This is a genomic window from Streptomyces sp. NPDC037273, from assembly GCF_055603625.1.
Window position 1 is genome coordinate 40,251 of sequence record NZ_JBVJVO010000026.1, and the last position, 20,459, is coordinate 60,709.

The window sequence follows — 20,459 nt, forward strand, 5'->3', positions numbered from 1 at the left end:
GCCGGTGGGCGGCGGGGCACCGATGCCCGCGTGCCCCACACGGACCAGACACAGCGATTCACCGACTTGTCGATACGACTGACCGGCTTCGACGGAGGCGAACTGGCGGCGACCGGGCTCGTCGAGGTCTACCGGGACGTGGTCGCCGGAGAGCTCGGCGACCGGTGCTACGAGCGGCTGCTACGGGAACCCGGCGAACCGGCCGACGCCCAGGACGAGGACCTGCGCGCGGCGGCCCGGGCGGTGACGTACCTCTGGTACACGGGCAGTTGGCCGGGCCCGCCACCGAGGCTGGTGTCCCCGCGCGCCTACACCGAGGGCCTGGCGTGGAAGGCGGCCGGGCTTTCCGCCCCCGCCGCCGCGCCCGGCGGGTACGGGAGCTGGGCCGAGGGGGGCGGGCGGTGACACGGTACGACGTGATCGTCGTCGGCGCGGGCGTCGCGGGCTCGCTCGTCGCGCACCGGCTCGGGCGCGGCGGACGGCACCGGGTGCTCGTCCTGGAGGCGGGCGCGGCGGACACCGGAACCCCCGGGACCGAAACCGACCCGCTGACCGCCTACCTGACCGCCGCCGGCAGGCTGCCCGGCGGCCCTTACCTGCCGCATCCGGCCGCTCCCTGGCCCCAGCAGACGGACCTCTCCGGCACGGACGGGACCCCGGGCTTCCGGGCGGCCGGGCATCTGCGGCAGGACGGCCCGCTCCCCTACGCCAGCGGGTACGTCCGCGCGAACGGCGGCACCGGCAACGTCTGGACCGGCCTCGCGCCCCGCATGCTGCCGGAGGACTTCGACACCGAGGCCTTCGGGTACGGGCGGCGGTGGCCGCTCACCTACGAGGAACTCGAACCCCACTACCGGGCGGCCGAGGAGCACCTGGGAGTGGCCGCCGACGCCGACGAACAGCGCACGCGCCTCGGCCTGCCGTTCCCCGACGGTTACGAGTTCCCCATGCGGCCGCTGCCCGCCGCCCGTCTGGACCGCGTCCTGTCGGCCCGGCTCGACGGGCGGCGGGTCAAGGACCCCGTCGCGCTCGGCGAGGTGGAGCTGAGGGTGGTCGGCACCCCGCACGCGCGCAACGGCGTACCGAACCCGCGCTACGACGGCGGCCGCGGCTATGTGCCCCGGGGCCGGGACGGCCGTCCCGACCCGGACAACCGGTGTGTGGGCAACGCGAGTTGCATCCCGCACTGCCCCTCGTACGCGAAGTACACCCCGCTCAAGACGCAGGGGCGGTGGAGCGCCTCGGTGACGCTCCGGGACCGGTCCGTGGTCAGCCGTGTCCTCGTCGACGGGAACGGGCGCGCCACGGGCGTCGAGTACCGCTCCTACGACGGCGAGGTGTCGGTCGCGCACGCGGACGTCGTCGTGCTCGCCGCGCACGCGGTGGAGAACGCCCGGCTGCTGCTCCTGTCCGGGCTCGCCGGACGCAGCGGCCAGGTGGGCCGGAATCTGATGGACCATCCGGTGCTTGTCACCTGGGGCCTGTTGCCCGAGGGCGAGCACTCCGGGGCGTACCGGGGGCCCGGTTCCGTCTCCGGTTTCGAGGGCTTCCGCGCGGGACCGGCGCGCCGGGTGCGGGCGCCGTTCCGGGTGGAGTTCGGGACGTGGGGCTGGATCTGGGCGAAGGGCCCGGTCGAGACGGACGTGGACCACTTCCTCACCCGACGCGGTTTGTCCGGGCGCGCGTTGCGGGAGGCGCTCGGGGACCGGCTGCGCCGCCAGTTCGCCTTGCAGTTCGAGATGGAGCAGGGCGCCGACCCCGCGAACCGCGTGACGCTGCACCCTTCCGAGCGTGATGCGCTGGGCTTGCCCCGCCCCCTCGTCACCTACGACCTCGACGAGCACGTCAAGGAGGGGATGGCCTCGGCCCGTGCCGTGTCGGAGCAGGTTTTCGCGTTGTTGGGGGCGGAGGAGCGGACGGAGTACGGGGCTGCCGCCGAATGGCCGGGGAGGTTCGAGCACCGGGGGCGTACCTATGGATACCGGGGGGCGGGGCATGCGGCGGGGACGCACATCATGGGGGACTCGCCGGAGACGTCGGTGGTGGACGCGTGGCAGCGGTGCTGGGAGCACCCAGGCCTTTATGTCGTGGGGTGCGGGAGCATGCCGTCGGTGGCCACGTCGAACCCGACGCTGACGATGGCCGCGCTGGCGCTGCGGAGCGCCGAGCGCGTCGAGGCGGACCTGACGGCCCGTGACCTTCCCCTGTCCGTCCGAACCACCACTACTTCGGGAGACCTCGCGTGAGTTCGCTGCCCCTGCCGCCCGTGCCCGAGCCCTTTCAACTTCCCTTCCATTACGGGGCCCTGCATCAGATCGGCGTCGACTGGCTGGTGGAGCCGGAGCCGGTCCGCACGCTGCTCGCCAAGCACCATCCGGGCCTGAGCGCGGCCACGTTCGACGACGGACGGGCGCTGGTGTCGCTCAACTACCAGCTGTACTTCGCGCAGTACGCGTTCGGCGGCGGAGTCACCCAGGAGATCGAGTTCAACGTGGTGGCCTACCCGACGGCCGAGGCGGGACGGCTCCCCGGGCTGAGCTACGCCCAGTACGCGCGAGGCTGGGACCAGACGAAGCTGCTCGGCATCGCCCGCCTCCACGTCGTGTGCGACAACCCCTTCGCGATCAGGGCGGGACGGGAGCTGTACGCGGAGCCCAAGTACCCGGGCTGGTTCGAGGTCGACCTGCCGTCCCTCAACGGCCCCTCCGGAGCGACCTGGAGCGTCCGCTGCAAGGCGGCCGGGATCGGCGCCGGCGACATCCTGGAGCGGGGTACGGCCCCGCTGCTCGGCCTCACGGCCGAGCTGGACGGCCTGACCGCCGTCGCCGCGGGCTCCGCCCCGATCACCGGCTACGGCACGGACCGCGAGGGACGGCTGCTCGCCGGACCGATGAACGTCTCGCAGCCGTACGCCTGGTACGACCTGGCCGCCCCCGCGCTCTCCGGGCGCACCGGCCTCGCGGTCCACGACCCCGACGGCGACCTGGGGCGCGACCTGCGGACGGTCCTGCCGGACGGGACACCGGCGGCGGGGGCCTGGACGTTCCAGTCGGCGCCGGTGGCCGCGCATCACCGGCCGTACTACCTGCCGCCGGGGCCGCGCGGCTGACCGCCCGCCGCCGCCGTTCCGTCAGACGGTTCCGACGGCGTCCTGTGTGCGCAGGGCGTCGTCGATGCCGTGGGCGAGGAAGGGGATGCGGTGGGCGGGGACGCCCGCAATGTTGACGCGGCCGGCGGTGGTGCCGTAGACGCCGGAGTGCCGGCGCATCCGGCGCATCCCCTCGGGAGTGAGGGGCAGCATGGAGAACATGCCCTTCTGCCGGGCGAGTCCGCGCGCGTGCTCCTCGTGGCCGAGGGCGGCGAGGTGGGCGACGAGGTCGGTGCGGTTGGCCGTGATGCGGTGGCGCATCACGTCGAGTTCGGCGAGCCAGGCGGCCTTGAGGCGCTCGTCCCGCAGGACCGTGGCGACGACGGCGGCGCCGTGGTCCGGCGGCATCGAGTAGAGGGTGCGCGCGGCGTTCTGCAGGGCGGTCTCGACGTGCCGGAGGGCCCGCGCCGAGGAGCCGACGACGACGGCGCAGCCGGTGCGGTCGCTGTAGAGGCCGAAGTTCTTGGAGCAGCTGACGGCGATCAGCACTTCGGGGAGCCGTTCGGCGAGCATCCGGGTCGGGGCCAGGTCGGCTTCGAGTCCGTCGCCGAGGCCGTGGTAGGCGAGGTCGACGAAGGGCACCCAGCCGTTGGCCTCGGCGAGTCCGGCGAGCTCCCGCCACGTGCCGGAGGACGGGTCCGCGCCGGTGGGGTTGTGGCAGCAGCCCTGCAGCAGGACGACGTCGCCGGGGCCCGCCTGGCGCAGGTCCTCCAGCATGTCCGAGCCGTCGGGCCGGCCCGTGACGCCGAGCCAGCGGTAGGTGCGGACGGTGAGCCCGGCGCCTTCGAGGATGGGCCGGTGGTTGACGTACGCCGGGTCGCTGATCCACACCGTGGTGCCGGGGCGGGTCTGGCGTACGAGGTCGGCGAGGAGGCGCAGGGCGCCGGTGCCCGCCACGGTCTGGACGGCCGTCGCCCGCGAGGTGAGGGCCTCGGTGCCGAGGACGGTGTCGAGCATGGCGCGGTTGAAGGCGGTGTTGCCGGACAGGCCGAGGTACTCCTTGGAGCCGGAACGTTCCGCCAGACGTATCTCGGCCTCCTTGACCGCCGCCATCACGGGCGTGACGCCGGTGTGGTCGCGGTAGACGCCGAGGACGAGGTCGAGGCGCTCGGGGCGCGGGTCTGCCGCGTACTCGGCGGTGAGGTCCCACAGCGGGTCGACGGGCGGGGCGGGCAGCAGCTCAAGCATCGGCGGAGACCTTGGTTCGGGGGGTAGGGCGTGCCTGACCATTCGCGTCGGATCAGGCCGGGTCGTTCGGTGCGTGCGATCGGCGTGCGGCCGGGGCGCCCTCGTAGCGGAGCTACTTGGGCGTTTCGGCCGTGCGGCGATCGTGCGTGCCGGGCGGGCCGGACCCGACGGGAATGGTCAGACACGCCCTACGGCGTCCGTTGGCGAGCGCGACACCGAGGGTGATCAGGGGGACGCCGACCACGACGGGCAGGGTCGGCGTCTCGTGGAGCAGGGGTACGGCGAGCAGCACGACGGCGACCGGGCTGAGGCTGCCGACGACGGAACTGCGCTCCGGGCCGAGCCTGCGGATCGCGAAGGCGTACAGCAGCCCCGCGCACAGCCCGACCCCCAGCCCCTGCACGACGAGGAAGAGCGCGATGTCGGCGCCCTCCGCGTGGGCGAGTCCGGTGGGCAGCACCCCGGTCAGGCTCAGCAGTGCGATGACGGCGAAGGAGGGCAGGCAGAGCAGCCCGATCGAACCTATGGGGTCCAGGTCCACTTCCCGCAGGCCCACCGTGTAGAGCGCCCATAGCCCGCTGGCGACCAGCAGCGTTCCCGTACCGAGCAGCACGTCCCCGTCGAGCGAGGCGGTGTAGCGCCACACCAGCGCCACGACCCCGGCCACGATCAGCGCGAGCCCCGCCGCCTGCGTACCGCGCGGGGCGCTCTTGCCGCCCGCGACCATCAGCGCGGAGACGAACAGCGGGACCATGCCGGGCACGATCGCCCCGACGAACGCGGCCGACGTCAGGGAGCCGCCGTACATCGCGGCGAGGAAGAACGGCACCCCCGCACCACAGATGATCTTGGCCGCGGGCCCGAAGCGCACGGCGGCCAGCCGGCGCCTGCGCCGCCACAACGCGGGAGCCAGGACCACCAGCGGCACGCCGAAGCGCAGCAGCGCGGCATCGGCCGGCAGCAGCGTCGAGCTGCTCAGGGCACGGGCGCTGAGCGCGAACGCGGCCCAGATGCTCACGGTGAGGAACAGCGCGACCATGCCGACGGCGTGCGGGGAGAGGCCCAGGAAGCGGCCACCCTCCTGTGCGTCCGGAGCCCCGGTGACGGACACCGCCACCGGCCCCGCCCCTTCCGCCCTCGTCCCCACCGAATGTGTCGTGGCCATCGCCCATCCCTCACGCTCGAAGCCGTCCGGGCGGAACCGACGTCCGGCTTTGCCCCGATCAGCAACGCTAGAGCTTCGGGCGGGGCAGACGATTGCCAGTTATGCCCTCCGGACATAGCATGGGGGCAGAATCTGCCAAGTTCAGCCAAGGAGAGCCGATGGACGCCGTCGACTTCCGGATCATCCACGAGTTGCAGGCCGACGGGCGCCTCTCGAACCAGGACCTCGCCGACCGGATCCGCCTGTCCCCCTCCCCCTGCCTGCGCCGGGTGCGCCGCCTCGAGGAATCGGGCCTGATCGGCGGCTACACGGCCACCGTCGACCAGGTCGCCTTCGGCCTCCCCATCACCGTCTTCGTCCGCATCCGCCTGGAGCGCCACACCGCCGAGGCCGTCAACGTCTTCGAGCACCACGTCGGCCTCATCGACCACATCCAGGACTGCTACCTGATGGCCGGCAGCAGCGACTACCTGCTCCGGGTCGTCATCGAGAGCCTGGAGGCGTACGAGGCCCTGGTCCGCACCCGGATCCACGCCATCCCGGGCATCGCCTCGATCGAGTCCAGCTTCGCCTTCGGCAGCGTCAAGCAGTCCCGGGTGTACCCGCGGCCGGGGGTTCCGGCCCGGCCGCGCGCGAGCTCATGAGCGGGGGCCGGGGCGGCGCTTCTCGGCGAGGTGAGGGCCCGCCGCTCCGGACGTAAGCTGGACCGAGCGGGGGGCGGGCCGCGATCGAAAGGGTCGGCATGCCCAGTCGCAAGGGCAGGACGGTCGCCCGGGTCGGCACCCTCGCCACCGCCATTCTCGCCGCCTCCCTCGCCACGGCCACCTTCGCCGCCACCACCACCTTCGCCGCCCCCGCCGCCTTGGCCGCCGCACCGACCCGTGTCGCCGCCGCCTCCCCGGCGGCGAGCACCTCGACCTTCACGGCGGTCGCCGACACCTACGTCGACAGCGACAACCCCGGTAAGAACTACGGCGCTTCCGGCCAACTGGACGTGGACGGCAGCCCGGTCAAGCAGACGCTGCTGCGGTTCGACGTCAGCGGTCTCACCCAGCCGGTGGCCAGCGCGACGCTCCGGATCCACGTGGACGACGCGGCGGGCGCCGGCAGCGACGACGGCGGCACGTTCCACGCGATGCCCGGCGCCACCTGGTCCGAGAGGTCCGTCAGCTACGCCGACCGGCCCGCCATGACCGGCAAGGTCCTCGGCCGCCTCGGCAAGGTCTCCCCCGGCACCTGGTACGAGATCGACGTGACCCCGTACGTGAAGGGCGACGGCACCTTCGACATCGGCGTCACCTCCTCCGGCGCGGACGGCGCCCACTACGACTCGCGCGAGACCGGCGCCACCGCACCACGGCTGGTCGTCGAGACGGGCACCCGGCCCGCACCCGCCGCCTGGCCGCCCGCCCCCGACCTGGTGCCGGTGCTCGTCGGCGCGGGGGACATCGCCACTCCGAACTCCAAGGACTCCGCGACCTCGGCCCTGCTCGACCACATCTCGGGCACGGTCGTCGCCCTCGGCGACAACGCCTACCCCGACGGCTCCGCCTCGGACTTCGCCGCGTACTACGCGCCCACCTGGGGCCGCCACAAGGCACGCACGCACCCCACTCCGGGCAACCACGACTACAACACCCCGGGCGCGTCCGCCTACTTCGACTACTTCGGCGCCAACGCAGGTCCGGAGGGGCGCGGTTACTACTCGTACGACATCGGAAACTGGCACGTCGTCTCGCTGGACTCCGAGATCGCCATGGCCCCCGGCTCACCCCAGGAGAAGTGGCTGCGCGCCGACCTCACCGCCAGCGACAAGCCGTGCACGGTGGCGTACTGGCACAGCCCGCGCTGGACCTCCAGCGCCCTCCACGAGCCCGCGACCGCGACGGGCCCCCTGGTCAAAGCCCTGTACGACCACAACGCCGAGGTCATCCTCACCGGCCACAGCCACCAGTACGAGCGCTTCGCACCGCAGGACCCCGACGGCCATCACGATCCCGCCCGCGGCATCCGCGAGTTCGTCGTCGGCACCGGCGGCGCGGGCCTGTACGAGTTCGCCACCGTCCGGCCCAACAGCGAGGCCCGCAACAACGACACCTTCGGCGTCCTGAAGCTGACCCTGCGTTCCGACGGCTACGACTGGCGGTTCGTGCCGGAGGCGGGCAAGACGTACGACGACCACGGCTCGGGGAAGTGCCACTGACGCGGTCCGGCCCGCTTCAGGAGGAGGTGGCGGCGGCTTCCCGTACCGGGTGCTTGCTGAGGATCGAGACCCGGTTGAAGGCGTTGATGGCGATGGCCACCCAGATCACGGCGGAGATCTCGCCGTCGTCGAGGACCTCGCGCGCCTCCTCGTACGCCCTGTCCTGCGCGAGCGCGTCCGCGGGGTGGGTGGTGGCCTCGGCGAGGGCGAGGGCCGCGCGCTCGCGGGCGGTGAAGAGCTCCGTGTCGCGCCAGGCGGGCAGCACGCCGAGGCGCCGGGTGGTCTCGCCGGCGCGCAGCGCGGCCCTGGTGTGGACGTCGAGGCAGTAGGCGCAGCCGTTGAGCTGGGACACGCGGAGGTTGACCAGTTCGACCAGGATCCGGTCGAGCCCGGCTTCGGCGGCCGTGGTCCGGACGGCGTCGGCCGTCCTCACCAGCGCCTGGTAGGCGGCGGGGGCCGCCTTGTCCAGGTAGACGCGGCCGTCGGCCCGGGAGGCCGCCGTGGTCTTTTCCGTCTCGCTCACCCTGTGACTCCTTCGCCGGTTGCCATCGGAACGATCATCAACCATACTAGTTGAAAACGCAACTACATCGGGGTTGAGGGGCTTGCACATGGGCGACACGGAGATCGAGATCCTCACCGCCAGGGACGTCCCGCTGGGCGGACCGCGCGCCATGACAGTACGCCGCACCCTCCCCCAGCGAGCCCGCACCCTCATCGGCGCCTGGTGCTTCGCCGACCACTACGGTCCCGACCGGGTCTCCGAATCCGGCGGCATGGACGTGGCGCCCCACCCCCACACCGGCCTGCAGACCGTCAGCTGGCTCTTCGCCGGGGAGATCGAGCACCGCGACAGCCTGGGCACCCACGCCTTCGTACGACCGGGCGAGATCAACCTCATGACCGGCGGGCACGGCATCAGCCACACCGAGGTCTCCACCCCCGCCACGACCGTCCTGCACGGCGTCCAGCTCTGGGTCGCCCTCCCGGACGCGCACCGCCACGCCCCGCGCGAGTTCCAGCACCACGCCCCGACGGCCCGCCGCGTCGACGGGGCCGAACTCCGCGTGTTCCTCGGCACGCTCGCCGGCGACACCTCCCCGGTCCGCACCTTCACCCCGCTCCTCGGCGCCGAGATCCTCATCGACGCCGGCGCCACCGTCACCCTCGACGTCGACCCCGGCTTCGAGCACGGCCTGCTCGTCGACGAAGGCACCGTCAGCTTCGCCGACCACCCCCTCCTCCCCGCCGAACTCGGATACGCCGCCCCCGGCCGCACCACCCTCACCGTCGCCAACACCTCCGACCGCCCGGCCCGGACGGTCCTCCTCGGCGGCCCGCCGTTCGAGGAGGAGATCGTGATGTGGTGGAACTTCATCGGCCGCGACCACCAGGACATCGTCGAGGCCCGCGACGCCTGGGAGCGCCATTCCGACCGCTTCGGCACCGTCGACGGATACCCCGGCGCCCGCCTCCCCGCCCCCGCCCTGCCGAACGCCGTCCTCACCCCGCGCAGGAACCCGCGGCGCGAGCACTGAGCTCCCCTGCGACACGCCGTCACCACCGAACTCCCCCTACCGGAAGGAACACCATGAGCGAGCAGGCCACCACCACCCCGGTCGTCCGTCGCGTCGACGCCCGCCACCGCTACGAGATCCTCGTCGACGAGAAGCGCGCCGGCCTGACCGCGTACCGCGACCGCGACGACCGGCGGGTCTTCTTCCACACCGAGGTCGACGACGCCTATGCCGGCCAGGGGCTCGCCTCGATCCTCGTCGAGCAGGCGCTGACCGACGTCCGCGCCTCCGGGATGCGGATCGTCCCCGTCTGCCCGTACGTGGCCAAGTTCCTCAAGAAGCACGACGAGTTCGCCGACATCACCGACCCCGTGACCCCCGAGGTCCTCACCTGGCTCGACGCCCAGCTGGGGCGCTGAGCCCGCCTCGCGGCGCCCGGATGTGCGGCAGGTCACGGTGACCGGTCACGCCTCGTTCCCTAGGATGCGTGAGTAGTACACCTTTCCGCGCCCGCGTACGGGCGCCACTCCGAGGAGACGGACACCGTGAGCTCCAGCCCGGCCGCCCGCGAGAGCTACTACGAGCGGACGGGCGAGCACCGGTACAAGCCCACGGCCCACGCGGGCGGCGCCTGGAGCGCCGACGAGCAGCACTTCAGTCCGCTGGCCGGCCTCGTCGCGCACGCCGTCGACCGGCACGTGGCGAACCGTCCCGGCGGCCTGCTGCTCGGCCGGATCAGTTACGACATCCTCGGCCGCATCGCCCTGGACGAGTGCGAGATCACGGTGGAGACCCTCCGCCCGGGCCGCACGATCGAGCTTCTCGAAGCCACCGTCGTCATCGGCGACCGGGCCGTGGTCCGCGCCCGCGCCTGGCTCCTGGCGTCCCTGGACTCCTCCTCCGTCGCCGACAGCCCGGTCGAGCCGCTGCCCGCCCCCGAGACGCTCCCCCGGTGGGCGATGGACGCGGACTGGAACGGCGGATACGTCTCCTCCATCGACGTCCGCCGTACGCCCCCGTCCCGCAAGGGACGCGGGACCGCCTGGCTGTCCTCGCGCGTCGACCTGGTCGCCGGCGAGGAGATCAGCCCCCTCGCCTCGTACCTCACCCTCGTCGACACCGCGAACGGCATCGCCGTCCAACAGGACCCCACCGCCTGGATGTTCCCCAACGTCGACCTCACGATCCATCTCCACCGCCAGCCCCGGGGCCGCTGGACCGGCCTCGACACCACGGCCACCTTCGGCCCCACCGGCCAGGGCCTCACCAGCACCGTCCTGCACGACGTCCACGGCCCCGTCGGCCGGGCCGAGCAGATCCTCACCGTCAGGCCGCAGCCGCGCGCCTGAGCTCGCCCGATCCCGGCGGTCAGGCCGCGCGGCAGAGCTTCTCGGGGCCGGCCGGCGTCCGGTCCACAGCGGCCGTGTGCACCGGGCGAGGAGCGGGGACGGCGGCGGCGCGCGAGCGGCTCCGCGCGAAGACGACGAGCCGCAGCACCGCGAACCGCGCGGCACCGGCCAGCGCGGACGCCGCCAGATAGACGCCCTGCTGGAGCGGCGCACTCGGTTCCGCCACCAGGACCTGCAGGACGAGCATCGCCGCACACGTCGCCGCGTACGCGGCCACCGCCGAACCGAACGACTGCATGTGCTGGCGCCAGGTCGCCCGCCCGCCGGCCCCGAAGGTGAACCGAGCGTGCAGTTCGGTGGCGAAGAGCGTGGACACGACGCTCACCAGCGCATTGGCCACGGCCCAGGGAACCCACGCGGCGACGGCCCCGACCGCGAAGCTGGAGGCGACCCCCACGCCACCACCGAGGAGCACGAAGCGAGCGAAGGCACCGAAGGCGCCGGGCGCCGACTCCTGCCGGCTCCGCACTGTCTCCCGCTCCATGACCGACTCCCCCGCATTCGACCGACATCCCGCCCCGCCGATGGCGTACCGCTCGACCCGTGGACCGAGCGGAGCGCCATCAGTGGTGCCATCGTGGCACACGCATGGCGCCATTGCGAGCCATTTATGGCGCCGTGGTTGGCACCGCAGGCCGTCCGGCGGCTGTCAGCCGTTGTCAGAGCCCTGTGGGAGCGTGTGGACACGAGGTTCTTGGAGCCTGCGGTCACTGGGGAGGGGCGTAGTGATGTCACACGGGGATGGCTGGCTCGGGGTGGGCTGGGACTGGCAAGACCACGAGGACGTCCGGCGGCGCCTGGAGCAGGGCGCCGACCCGGACGCCTGGAGCGGGGGACGGCCGCTCCACCGGGCGGCGGCCTTCGGCTCCCCGGAGGTCGTCGCGGAGCTCGCGCGGCGCGTCACGGACGTGGACGCGCTGGAGAACGGGGTGACGGCGCTGTGGACGGCGGTCGTGTCGCGGCGGCCCGCCAACGCGAAGGCCCTGGTCGCCGCGGGGGCCGATCCGTGGCGGCGGTCACTCGGCGGCTGGTCGCCGGGGCGCCTGAGCCTGGCAGGGCCGACACCGGAGCTGTTCTCCGCCCCGGACGGCGAGGCCCTGACCCAGGCGGAGCGGGTGGCGGCGGCCGAAGCGGCGCGGCTCGTCGAGACCGTGGGCGGGTTCCCCTACGACGGCACGGGGCTCGCCTGCGTGGCCGGCATCGACGCGGACGAGGCCGTGCGGCGGCTGGAGGCGACGCCGGTGCCGGACGAGGACGCCGAGGACATCGTGGACGATCCGAACGCGTACGACATGGACGAGACCCTTCCGGTCATCGGCGTCACCTCCGTGCCCGGCGGCTGCGTCGTGTCACAGCCGTGGGGGTACGCCCCACAGATGCCCGGTGTCCTCGCCCGCCTGTCCGCCGGCACCGTCGCCTACGGCCTGTACGCCAACCCCAAGAGCGGCAACCAGGGCAGCATCGCCCGCGACGGCTCCCTCGACGCCTGGGACCTGCACCCCGGCCGCGGCCCCGACGAGGGCGACTCCCCCGACGAGGTCCTGGCCGCCTACCTCTTCCACCACCACGCCGTCGCCTACGCCTGCGCCTTCACCGGCCTGCTCCCGACGGACGCCCGCGCGACGGTCGGCCCGCCCGACCTGTGGGTCCGGCTACCGGAGCGGGACTACTGGAGCCACTGAGACCGGTCGCGCGTTTGACACGCGGCGCCCAGGCGCCAAGGCTCGAAGAAGGGAACGAAGTCGCGACGATCCACCTGGCTGACACGGGCCGGGAGACCCCATGAACACGACGCGACACCTGCGCTACCGCCACCTGGACATCGAGGTGCCGGGCCCCGCCCCCGGCCGGGTCACGACGGAGCCGGCCGTGGCTTCCCCGTCGTTCGTACGACGGGGCGACGGCACCACCCCGCCGCCGCTCCTCGGGCGCGAGGAACAGCTGCGCGCCGCCCGCGACGCCATCGCGGCCCGCCGGCCCCTCGAATTCTGCGGGCCCTGCGGGATCGGCAAGACGAGCCTCCTCCAGGGCGTCGCGGCGGAGGCGCGGGAGCGCGGCGTCCCGACCGCGCTGCTGCGGCCCGGCGACGACACCACGAACGACCTGCTGCGTCGCGCCTTCGCCACGCTCTACCGCAGCGAGGGCCCCGTGGCCCCCACGCCCGAACAGTGCACCGAAGCCCTCGGCGAGCTCCACCCGGTGCTTCTCCTCGACGACGTCACCGCCGGCTTCGCCCAGGTCGGTCCCCTCGTCGACGCCCTCCCCGGCTGCGCCTTCGTCCTCGGCGCCACCCACCCGGTCCTCGGCCGGGCGGGGACGTCACACAACCTCTCGGGCCTGGCCGACAGTGCGGCGCGGGAGCTGGTGGCACGCGAGCTCGGCCCGTCGTCGGCACTCCCTGCGGGGCGGGAGGAGCGGGGCGGGGCGGGCGAGACGGCGCAGGTCATCGGGCCGGGGCGGGGGCAGGGGCCGGTCGAGCGGTTCGTGGACGCCGTCGAGGGCCGGCCGCTGCCCCTTCGGCAGGGCGCGGCTCTCGCCCGTCAGGGCGCGTACACCTTCGACGAGCTGACCGAGCACCCAGGAGCGACCCGTGGTCCCTCGACAGGCTCGCACTCGGGACGCTCACCGAGGGGGAACGCCGTGTACTCGCCGTACTCGCCCTCATGGCGGGCCCCCTGCTCCCCGGTGACCTCCTGACGGTCATGAGCGACACCGACGGTGCCGTCGCGGCCCTGCGCCGGCTGCGCCGACGCGGGCTGGCGGAAGAGCGCGACGACAGATTCGGGCTGCCGGTGTGCCGGGCCGAGAGCGTCCGGCCACTCCTCCTCCCCCACCTCGACGTCTCGCACGCCGCCCACGAACTGGGCGGATGGCTGCTCGCGCACGACCCGACGACCGACGAGGCCGGAGACGTCGCCGGGGCGGCCCTCTCCGTGATCGCCTTCGTCGCCGAACGCCGTGACTGGCCGGCCGTGATCACCTTGGTGCGCGCGGTCCAGCCCGTCCTGGCCCTGAAGGGCCGCTGGGAGGCGTGGCACCGCGTCCTCGCCCTGGGCATCGACGCGGCGAGAGAGTGGGGCGACCCGGCGTCCGAGGCGCTGTTCACCCACCAGCAGGGCCTGTCGGCATGCTGCGACGACCGCCTCGACGCGGCCCGTGACAGTTTCGAGCGGGCCGCCGCCCAGTGGGGCCGCCTGGGCGACGAGTCCGGTGCGGAGGCCGCCCGACACAGCCTCGACCAGCTCCAACCCACGCCCGTGGCACCACCGGTCCAGCCCTCCCCCCAGCATCCACCGACCGTCACATCCGCCCAACCCTCACCCTCCACCTCAGCGTCACCCCCGCCTCCGCCTCCGCCTCCACCCCCGCCTCCTCCACCCCGACGTTCACCTCCACCTCCGTCCCCGGAGACGACCCCGGCGCCACGCGCCCACGCGCCGTCACACGGCAGGCGCTGGTGGACGGTTGCCGCCGGCTGCGCCGCCGCCGTCATCGCCGCCGGTGTCGCGCTCGGCACTCTCCTCCAGGACGGAGACACATCGTCCGACGCCACCCCGGGAGGCGGAGACACGCCGTCACCTCCCCCCGTGGCCTCCTCCTCCGCACCCCCTCCCCCGTCGCTCGCCGGCACCTACGCCAGCGGCGAGGGCCGCAGCCAGTTCCGGCTGCTCCTGGAACCCCTCGGACCGGACACCTACCGGGCCATCGGGACCCAGGACGGCACCCACGGCATCGACGCCGGCCGGTGCAAGCAGGAGCTCGGCAACGAGCCGGTCATGGCCCCTTCCCAGGCCGTGGTCCAGGGCGAGGGCAACACGTACGAGGGCGCGTTCATCCAGGTCAACCCGGGGTCGGGCAGCACGTGCCGCTATCTGGCGTACGAGGTGACGCTGGACGTCGTCGACCGGAACACGGTGCGCCTGTGTCCGGAGGAAGCCGACGATTGCCGCGTCTACCAACGGATGGAGCAGGCCGGCCCGCCACCCCCTTAGAGCAACCAAACGTTGCGCATGCCGAGGAGAGGCCTTACGGTTGATGTGCAACCAAACGTTGCGCGACACTGGGAGAGCGGCATGGAGCGCGTGAGCATCGAGCTCGGAAGCATCGAACGGGAAATCCACATCGACGCGAGTCCCGAAGTGGTCTACGAGGTGGTGAGCAAGCCGGAGCACCTGCGGGAGTGGTGGCCGGACGAGGCGGAGCTCGAGCCGGTGCCGGGCGGCACCGGATTCATCACCTTCGACGGGCGGGCCGGTGCGGACGCGAACGTCGTGCCGGTGACCGTGATCGACGCGGAGCCGCCCCGGCGGTTCTCCTTCCGGTGGGTGTACGACGAGGCCGAGCCCGCGACACCGGCCAACTCCCTCTTGGTGGTCTTCGAGCTGATCCCCTCGGGCACGGGAACCCTGCTGCGCTTCAGCGAGACGGGGTTCCGGGAGAAGGGCTGGGAGGCGGCGGTGCTGGAAGAGCAGTACCGCGAGCACGTCTCCGGCTGGGACTACTTCCTGCCGCGCCTCGTCACCTACGTCGCCCGGCTGGCGTCGACGCCATGAGCGCCGCCATCGACGACGACCTCTGGACCGCCGTGGGCGACCCGACCCGGCGGCGGATGCTCGACCTGCTCCTCGCGGGCGGCGGGACGGCCACCACACTGAGCGAGCACCTTCCGATCACACGGCAGGCCGTCGCCAAACACCTCGGCGTCCTGCACCGGGTCGGACTCGTCCAGGTCACACCGTCCGGACGGGAGCGCCGATACGAGGTCGACGAGGCCCAACTCGCGCGAGCCGTAGCCCAGTTGAACGCCGTCGGCAACGCCTGGGATGCCCGACTGCACCGCATCAAGCGCATCGCCGAGGCGATCCAGCGCAGCCAGGAGAGCTGACCCTCCGCGCACACCCACCCACACACCCGAGAATGAGGTAGCGAGATGCCTGACATCCTGCACCGCGTCGGAATGACCTCCTCCCCCGAGGCCGTCTACGCGGCCCTGACCACGGTCGACGGGCTTGCGCGCTGGTGGACGGAGGACACGCAGGGCGACCCCGAGGTCGGCGGTGTCGTCCAGTTCAGGTTCGAACCCGGCGGGTTCGACATGAAGGTCCTCGAAGCCCAGCCCGGCGAGCACGTGCTCTGGGAGGTCATCGACGGCCCCGACGAATGGATCGGCACCCGGATCCGGTTCGACCTCAAGCAGGAGGACGACTACACGATCGTGCTCTTCCGCCACTCCGGCTGGCAGCAGCCCGTGGAGTTCATGTACCACTGCGGCACGAAGTGGGCGACCTTCCTCATGAGCCTCAAGCAGCTGCTCGAAACCGGCAAGGGAGACCCCGCGCCGCACGACGTCCGCATCAGCAACTGGCACTGAGGAAGCGGGCGGCGCTGAGGAAGCGGGGGGCCGGGGCGGCGGGCGTCAGTGCGGGAGACCGACGGCGCGCTCGCCGCTCCGGCGTTGCTGGATGACGACGGCGAGGACGAGCAGCGCGCCTTGGGCGACGTTCTGCCAGAAGGTGTTGATGCCCTGCACCGTCAGGCCGTTCTCCAGGCAGCCGAGGAGGGCCACCGCGAGGAGGGTGCCGCCGATGCCGCCCTTGCCGCCCTTGAGAGCGGCACCGCCGAGCGCGGCGGCGGTGATGGCCTTGAGTTCGAGACCCTCGCTGCCGGAGACGGGCTGGCCGGAGCCGGTGCGGGCGGTGAGCAGGATGCCGGCGAGGGCGGCGACGGCACCGATGAGGGTGTAGACGCAGATCAGGTACTTGTTGATGCCGATGCCGGCGAGCCGGGCGGCGGTGTCGTTGCCGCCGATCGCGTACAGGTTGCGCCCGATGTCGGTGTACTTGAGCAGCAGGTGCACGGTGACGGCGACGACGACGAGGATCCAGACCATGACGGGAAGCCCGGCGATCTTTCCGCGGCCGAGGAAGACGAAGACGTCGTCGTTGAGGACGTAGCCCTGGGCGCGGCCGTCGGAGAGGAGCTGGGCGAGGCCCTTGTAGGCGGCGAGGCCGGCGAGCGTGGCGATGGTGGGGTTGACCCGGCCGTAGACGATGACCACGCCGTTCAAGGCGCCGACGAGCAGACCGACCCCGATGGCGGCGGCCATGCCGAGGAAGGCACCCGAGCCCGCGGTGGTGAACACCATCGCGCTGACGACGGACGCGACGCCGACCTGGGAACCGACGGAGATGTCGAGGCCCCCGCAGATGATGACGACGGTCTGGACGACGGCGAGCAGCCCGGTGATCGTCGCGGCTTCGGCGATCACCTGCATGTTGGACAGGCTCAGGTAGTTGTCGTTGAGGACGCCGAACAGGACGAGGACGACCAGGAGCGCGCCGATGAGGCTGAGGTTCTGACCGCCGAGACCGGCCAGGAACGCGGGGCGGCGCGACGGACGCCTGCCGGCGCCGGTTCCGCTCCTGTGGGTCGGCGCGGGAGTGCTGGTGAGGGTCATGAGGATGCTCCAGGGACGGCGCCGACGAGGTCGTCGGCCATGGCGAGTGCGAGGACGGCTTCTTCGGTGGCTTCACCGCGGTCGAGTTCGCCGGTGATCCTGCCGCCCTGCATGACGACGACCCGGTCGGCGAGACCGAGGAGTTCGGGCAGTTCCGAGGAGATGACGAGCACGGCGACGCCCTCGGCGGCCAGGTCGGCGATGATCTGGTAGATCTCGGCCTTCGCCCCGACGTCGATCCCCCGCGTCGGCTCGTCGAGGATCAGTACCTTCGGCTTCCGCGCCAGCCACCTGGCCAGCACGACCTTCTGCTGGTTTCCGCCCGACAGCTTGCGCACCTCGTGGTCGACCGACGGCGTGCGCACCCGCAGCCGATCGGCGTACTCCTGCGCGAGCCTCCGCTCCGCCGCCCGCCGCACGAAGCGGAAACGCCGCAGCCTCTCCAGTACGACCAGCGTCGCGTTCTCCTTCACCGACTGCCGCAGGAACAACGCCTGCGCCTTGCGCTCCTCCGGCGCGAGCCCGAGCCCGGCCCGTATCGCCTCCCCCGGCCGCCCACCCCGGAGCCGTACACCGTCCAACCTGACCATTCCCGCACGGACCGGCAGATCCCCGGCGAGCGCGAGCGCCAACTCCGAGCGCCCCGCCCCGATCAGGCCCGCCAGTCCCACGACCTCGCCGGCGTGAACCCGCAGCGACACGTCACGCACGTCGTCGGTCGTCACGTTCCGCACGTCGAGCACCAGCCGGTCCGTCGCCACCCGCTGCCGTACGAACATGGCGGACAGGTCACGCCCCACCATCAGCCGCACCAGCTCGCTCTCGTCCGTGGCCCTGGCGTCCTGCACCCCGACGAGCGTGCCGTCTCGCAGCACCGCGATCCGGTCGGCGAGCTGGAAGATCTCCTGCATGCGGTGCGAGACGTACACGATCGCGATGCCTTCCTCGCGCAACCGCCGGATCAGCGCGAACAGCGCGTCGACCTCGTGCTCCGAGAGCGAGGACGTGGGCTCGTCGAACGCGATCAGCCGAGCGGGCGCACCACCCGTCAACGCCCGCATGATCTCCACCAACTGACGCTGAGCGGGCGTCAGTTGCGATCCGAGCAGATCCGGTTCGAGCACATGGGCGAAGCCGAGGCGCTCCAGATCCGCCCTGATCCTCCGGTCCAGTTCCGCCCGGTCGAGCAACCTCCCCCGCTTCCGGGGAAGGGCCCCGGCGTAGACGTTCTCCGCGACGGAGATGTGCGGGACGATCTCCGGCTCCTGCGGGATGATCCGGATCCCGGCGGCCCGCGCCCTGGCCGGCGAATCCAGCGAGACCTCCGCCCCGTCCACGATCACCCGCCCCTCAGTGGGCTGGTGATCACCCGTCAGGATCTTCAGCAGCGTCGACTTGCCCGCACCGTTCTCCCCCATGAGGGCGGTGACCCGCCCTGCCGGGAAGTCGAGCGTGACTCCACCGATCGCCGTGACCTCACCGAACCGCTTGACGACACCGGAGACACCGACGGACGGGGCGCGAAGGGGAGACGGGGAGGGCGGGCCGCCGGGGGGCTCCGGGGCGGGGGTGGGGGTGCGTGCGTTCATGTGTCGGTTCACCTCAAGGGGGGTGTGGCAGGGGCGAAGGACCCCACGCGCCGGGCAACGGGGGACGGGGGGCCGGCGCGTGGGGAGCAGTGGGTCACCGGCCGGCGGCGATTCCTGTGGCGGCGGCGCCGCCGGCCGGGAGAACTCAGCCGCAGGTGACTCCGGCGGCCTTCCAGGAGGTCCGGTCGACCATGGTGGTCGGGGCGAACGCCTCGGCAGGGAAGTCCTTGCCGTTCTTGAGCTTGTCGTACATGGTCTGGACGGCCAGGGCGCCGACGTCCTCGCCGTTGATGAACAGCGCGGCCTTCATCCCGCTCGGCTTGTCCGACTGCCACTCCTTACACGCCAGGTAGGCACCCAGACCCACCCCGATGACGTGGCCGGCGCCGACGCCCGCGTTGGCGAGCGCCGTGACGCCACCCATCACGTTCTCGTCATTGCAGCCCCAGATCACCCAGTTCTTGACGCCCGCGTTCGCGGTGACCGTTGCGGCGATCTTGTCCTGGGCACCGGTGGGCGTGTTGTCGGTGGGCACGTCGATCGCCCCGACACCGGGCACGGCCGCCTCAAAGGCCTTCTTGGCCGCCCCCACCCGGTCACCGCAGACGGTCACATCCTGCTTCCACGCCGATACGACCCTGGTGTCCGCGGCCGCCCAACCCGCCTTCTTGAACTCGGCGGCAGCCCTCTTCCCCACCTCCTCGCCCATCTGCGCGCCACTGAACCCGATCCGCGCCACCAGATCGGACTTGCCACACGCGGCCGGGTTCGGACCCGTGGTGCAGATCTGATCGTCGGAGGTCAGCAGCGCCACCTTGCCGTCCTTGGCCGTCTGCACGACCTGCGGCCCGACAGCCGGGTCGGGTACGACGACGATGACGCCGTTCGCCTTCTGCGCGATCGCCGACTGCACCTCGCTGACCGTCTTGTTGGCGTCGTTCCCCAGGTTCACGACCTTCAGGTCGATGCCCAGTTCCTCCGCCTTCGCCTTCGCGCCGGCCGCCTCTCCGATGAAGTACTCCTGGTCACCCTGCTTCTGCAGGTACGCGATCGAGATCCTCCCCTCCACCTTGCCGACCTCCGCCCCGCCCGCACCCGCCACCTTCCCGGACGAACAAGCGGCAGCGCTCAGACCGAGCGAGACCACAACTCCCGTGGCGGCAAGCACACGGCAAGAGGCGTTACGAAACATCAGAGGCTCCTTGATACGAGCGGCGACGACCTCCACCACCAGCCGTTCACAGGTGGCGTACGGGTCGCGCGAGGCGTATGGATCGCGCGAAGCGGAACAGCACGAGAGGGCGGGGCCGTAGGGCACACGGGCGCCCTACGGCGCATCACAATCCCTCGAAATTAAACAGATTCAAACGTGCAACATCATGACACCGCCAGAGGGGGTGCACCGTCAAGCCTTGCGACCGGTCGAGATGCGTCTGTGATCTGACGTGTGATCTGGTATCAACACAACGCCAAATAGGGCTAGTTACGCGACACGGTTCGCCGCAGGCGCCTATCACCACGCTGACGCCAAGCTGACGCCATGCGTGGGCGAGATCGCACAGAAGATGACATGCAGAAGCTCCGGCCGCTCCCCCTGCGGGAGCGACCGGAGCCACAACTGGAACCACTACTTGTTGACGGTGAAGCCTTGGTCGTTGCCGTATTTGATGGTGGTGTCCTGCCAGGTTTTGAGTGCGTCGGTGAGGGGGGTGGGGGTGACGTAGGCCTTGCCGGCGGTGTCGTTGAAGATGGAGTTGGCGTAGACCTGGTAGGGGAGGTAGGT

The 20,459-nt window shown here is 72.1% G+C and carries 21 protein-coding genes and 1 pseudogene; 14 read left to right on the top strand and 8 right to left on the bottom strand.

Translation table 11 applies throughout. The annotated features are described in order from the left end of the window. The first annotated feature begins 66 nt into the window (after positions 1-66). From ACZ7G1_RS37415 to ACZ7G1_RS37425, 3 genes are read left to right on the top strand one after another with little or no spacing between them, the layout of a single operon-like run. Entirely contained in the window at positions 67-405 is a 339-nt protein-coding gene (locus ACZ7G1_RS37415; protein ID WP_470881688.1) for a hypothetical protein, read from the top strand. After that, entirely contained in the window at positions 402-2,246 is a 1,845-nt protein-coding gene (locus tag ACZ7G1_RS37420; protein WP_470881689.1) for a GMC family oxidoreductase, read from the top strand. The genes ACZ7G1_RS37415 and ACZ7G1_RS37420 overlap by 4 nt, the downstream gene beginning before the upstream one ends. Then, a complete protein-coding gene (locus ACZ7G1_RS37425; RefSeq protein ID WP_470881690.1) occupies positions 2,243-3,109 on the top strand; it encodes a hypothetical protein in 867 nt (288 codons plus the stop codon). The genes ACZ7G1_RS37420 and ACZ7G1_RS37425 overlap by 4 nt, the downstream gene beginning before the upstream one ends. A gap of 21 nt (positions 3,110-3,130) precedes the next feature. On the opposite strand, the gene ACZ7G1_RS37430 is transcribed toward ACZ7G1_RS37425, so the two are convergent. Next, a complete protein-coding gene (locus tag ACZ7G1_RS37430; protein ID WP_470881691.1) occupies positions 3,131-4,336 on the bottom strand; it encodes an amino acid aminotransferase in 1,206 nt (401 codons plus the stop codon). 112 nt (positions 4,337-4,448) lie between these two features. Further along, a complete protein-coding gene (locus ACZ7G1_RS37435; RefSeq protein ID WP_470881692.1) occupies positions 4,449-5,501 on the bottom strand; it encodes a DMT family transporter in 1,053 nt (350 codons plus the stop codon). 158 nt (positions 5,502-5,659) lie between these two features. Between ACZ7G1_RS37435 and ACZ7G1_RS37440 the strand changes: the two genes are divergently transcribed. Both ACZ7G1_RS37440 and ACZ7G1_RS37445 read left to right on the top strand, forming a co-directional pair. Further along, complete coding sequence (locus tag ACZ7G1_RS37440; protein ID WP_470881693.1) at positions 5,660-6,145, top strand: Lrp/AsnC family transcriptional regulator; 486 nt, start codon at positions 5,660-5,662, stop codon at positions 6,143-6,145. A gap of 98 nt (positions 6,146-6,243) precedes the next feature. Further along, on the top strand, positions 6,244-7,704 hold the full coding sequence (locus tag ACZ7G1_RS37445) for a CBM96 family carbohydrate-binding protein (protein ID WP_470881694.1): 1,461 nt from the start codon (positions 6,244-6,246) through the stop codon (positions 7,702-7,704). Between the two features lie 16 nt (positions 7,705-7,720). On the opposite strand, the gene ACZ7G1_RS37450 is transcribed toward ACZ7G1_RS37445, so the two are convergent. Beyond that, complete coding sequence (locus tag ACZ7G1_RS37450) at positions 7,721-8,227, bottom strand: carboxymuconolactone decarboxylase family protein (RefSeq protein ID WP_470881695.1); 507 nt, start codon at positions 8,225-8,227, stop codon at positions 7,721-7,723. Positions 8,228-8,315: 88 nt separating this feature from the next. Between ACZ7G1_RS37450 and ACZ7G1_RS37455 the strand changes: the two genes are divergently transcribed. The 3 genes from ACZ7G1_RS37455 to ACZ7G1_RS37465 all read left to right on the top strand — a co-directional run bounded on the left by ACZ7G1_RS37455 (position 8,316) and on the right by ACZ7G1_RS37465 (position 10,570). After that, complete coding sequence (locus ACZ7G1_RS37455; protein ID WP_470881696.1) at positions 8,316-9,242, top strand: pirin family protein; 927 nt, start codon at positions 8,316-8,318, stop codon at positions 9,240-9,242. 53 nt (positions 9,243-9,295) lie between these two features. Next, positions 9,296-9,640, top strand: a complete 345-nt coding sequence (locus ACZ7G1_RS37460) for a GNAT family N-acetyltransferase (RefSeq protein WP_470881697.1) — start codon at positions 9,296-9,298, stop codon at positions 9,638-9,640. Between the two features lie 126 nt (positions 9,641-9,766). Continuing rightward, on the top strand, positions 9,767-10,570 hold the full coding sequence (locus ACZ7G1_RS37465; protein ID WP_470881698.1) for a thioesterase family protein: 804 nt from the start codon (positions 9,767-9,769) through the stop codon (positions 10,568-10,570). Positions 10,571-10,589: 19 nt separating this feature from the next. Here ACZ7G1_RS37465 and ACZ7G1_RS37470 read toward each other — a convergent pair whose 3' ends face one another. Beyond that, entirely contained in the window at positions 10,590-11,114 is a 525-nt protein-coding gene (locus ACZ7G1_RS37470; RefSeq protein WP_470881699.1) for a hypothetical protein, read from the bottom strand. A 244-nt stretch (positions 11,115-11,358) separates the two neighbouring features. Here ACZ7G1_RS37470 and ACZ7G1_RS37475 point away from each other — a divergent pair, with 244 nt between their 5' ends. From ACZ7G1_RS37475 to ACZ7G1_RS37500, 6 genes are all read left to right on the top strand, one after another. Then, positions 11,359-12,312 (top strand): ankyrin repeat domain-containing protein, encoded by a 954-nt coding sequence (locus ACZ7G1_RS37475; protein ID WP_470881700.1) that lies wholly within the window; start codon positions 11,359-11,361, stop codon positions 12,310-12,312. Positions 12,313-12,412: 100 nt separating this feature from the next. Then, on the top strand, positions 12,413-13,327 hold the full coding sequence (locus ACZ7G1_RS37480) for an ATP-binding protein (protein WP_470881701.1): 915 nt from the start codon (positions 12,413-12,415) through the stop codon (positions 13,325-13,327). Positions 13,328-13,332: 5 nt separating this feature from the next. Continuing rightward, complete coding sequence (locus ACZ7G1_RS37485; protein ID WP_470881702.1) at positions 13,333-14,622, top strand: hypothetical protein; 1,290 nt, start codon at positions 13,333-13,335, stop codon at positions 14,620-14,622. Between the two features lie 81 nt (positions 14,623-14,703). Then, positions 14,704-15,183, top strand: a complete 480-nt coding sequence (locus ACZ7G1_RS37490) for an SRPBCC family protein (RefSeq protein ID WP_470881703.1) — start codon at positions 14,704-14,706, stop codon at positions 15,181-15,183. After that, complete coding sequence (locus ACZ7G1_RS37495; protein ID WP_470881704.1) at positions 15,180-15,515, top strand: ArsR/SmtB family transcription factor; 336 nt, start codon at positions 15,180-15,182, stop codon at positions 15,513-15,515. Before ACZ7G1_RS37490 ends, ACZ7G1_RS37495 begins: the two co-directional genes overlap by 4 nt. 45 nt (positions 15,516-15,560) lie before the next feature. Beyond that, positions 15,561-16,001 carry an SRPBCC family protein gene (locus ACZ7G1_RS37500; RefSeq protein WP_470881705.1) on the top strand — a complete coding sequence of 147 codons (441 nt, stop codon included), beginning with the start codon at positions 15,561-15,563 and terminating at the stop codon, positions 15,999-16,001. Between the two features lie 45 nt (positions 16,002-16,046). Here the strand turns inward: ACZ7G1_RS37500 and ACZ7G1_RS37505 are convergent, their stop codons facing one another. The 4 genes and pseudogenes from ACZ7G1_RS37505 to ACZ7G1_RS37520 form a co-directional block, all read right to left on the bottom strand. Continuing rightward, positions 16,047-17,087, bottom strand: a complete 1,041-nt coding sequence (locus tag ACZ7G1_RS37505; protein ID WP_470881706.1) for an ABC transporter permease — start codon at positions 17,085-17,087, stop codon at positions 16,047-16,049. Next, positions 17,084-18,676 (bottom strand): sugar ABC transporter ATP-binding protein, encoded by a 1,593-nt coding sequence (locus ACZ7G1_RS37510; protein ID WP_470881707.1) that lies wholly within the window; start codon positions 18,674-18,676, stop codon positions 17,084-17,086. The genes ACZ7G1_RS37505 and ACZ7G1_RS37510 overlap by 4 nt, the downstream gene beginning before the upstream one ends. Before the next feature lie 145 nt (positions 18,677-18,821). Continuing rightward, positions 18,822-19,994, bottom strand: coding sequence for a substrate-binding domain-containing protein (locus ACZ7G1_RS37515; protein ID WP_470881708.1), 1,173 nt, complete (start codon positions 19,992-19,994; stop codon positions 18,822-18,824). Positions 19,995-20,303: 309 nt separating this feature from the next. Beyond that, a pseudogene (locus ACZ7G1_RS37520) lies at positions 20,304-20,459 on the bottom strand (sugar ABC transporter substrate-binding protein); the annotation flags it as partial.

Bases quoted from the DNA above. Each gene is read 5' to 3' on its own strand.
- ACZ7G1_RS37430 (WP_470881691.1), bottom strand. From the start codon at position 4,336: ATGCTTGAGCTGCTGCCCGCCCCGCCCGTCGACCCGCTGTGGGACCTC.
- ACZ7G1_RS37435 (WP_470881692.1), bottom strand. From the start codon at position 5,501: ATGGCCACGACACATTCGGTGGGGACGAGGGCGGAAGGGGCGGGGCCG.
- ACZ7G1_RS37440 (WP_470881693.1), top strand. From the start codon at position 5,660: ATGGACGCCGTCGACTTCCGGATCATCCACGAGTTGCAGGCCGACGGG.
- ACZ7G1_RS37445 (WP_470881694.1), top strand. From the start codon at position 6,244: ATGCCCAGTCGCAAGGGCAGGACGGTCGCCCGGGTCGGCACCCTCGCC.
- ACZ7G1_RS37455 (WP_470881696.1), top strand. From the start codon at position 8,316: ATGGGCGACACGGAGATCGAGATCCTCACCGCCAGGGACGTCCCGCTG.
- ACZ7G1_RS37460 (WP_470881697.1), top strand. From the start codon at position 9,296: ATGAGCGAGCAGGCCACCACCACCCCGGTCGTCCGTCGCGTCGACGCC.
- ACZ7G1_RS37470 (WP_470881699.1), bottom strand. From the start codon at position 11,114: ATGGAGCGGGAGACAGTGCGGAGCCGGCAGGAGTCGGCGCCCGGCGCC.
- ACZ7G1_RS37475 (WP_470881700.1), top strand. From the start codon at position 11,359: ATGTCACACGGGGATGGCTGGCTCGGGGTGGGCTGGGACTGGCAAGAC.
- ACZ7G1_RS37480 (WP_470881701.1), top strand. From the start codon at position 12,413: ATGAACACGACGCGACACCTGCGCTACCGCCACCTGGACATCGAGGTG.
- ACZ7G1_RS37485 (WP_470881702.1), top strand. From the start codon at position 13,333: ATGAGCGACACCGACGGTGCCGTCGCGGCCCTGCGCCGGCTGCGCCGA.
- ACZ7G1_RS37490 (WP_470881703.1), top strand. From the start codon at position 14,704: ATGGAGCGCGTGAGCATCGAGCTCGGAAGCATCGAACGGGAAATCCAC.
- ACZ7G1_RS37495 (WP_470881704.1), top strand. From the start codon at position 15,180: ATGAGCGCCGCCATCGACGACGACCTCTGGACCGCCGTGGGCGACCCG.
- ACZ7G1_RS37500 (WP_470881705.1), top strand. From the start codon at position 15,561: ATGCCTGACATCCTGCACCGCGTCGGAATGACCTCCTCCCCCGAGGCC.
- ACZ7G1_RS37505 (WP_470881706.1), bottom strand. From the start codon at position 17,087: ATGACCCTCACCAGCACTCCCGCGCCGACCCACAGGAGCGGAACCGGC.
- ACZ7G1_RS37510 (WP_470881707.1), bottom strand. From the start codon at position 18,676: ATGAACGCACGCACCCCCACCCCCGCCCCGGAGCCCCCCGGCGGCCCG.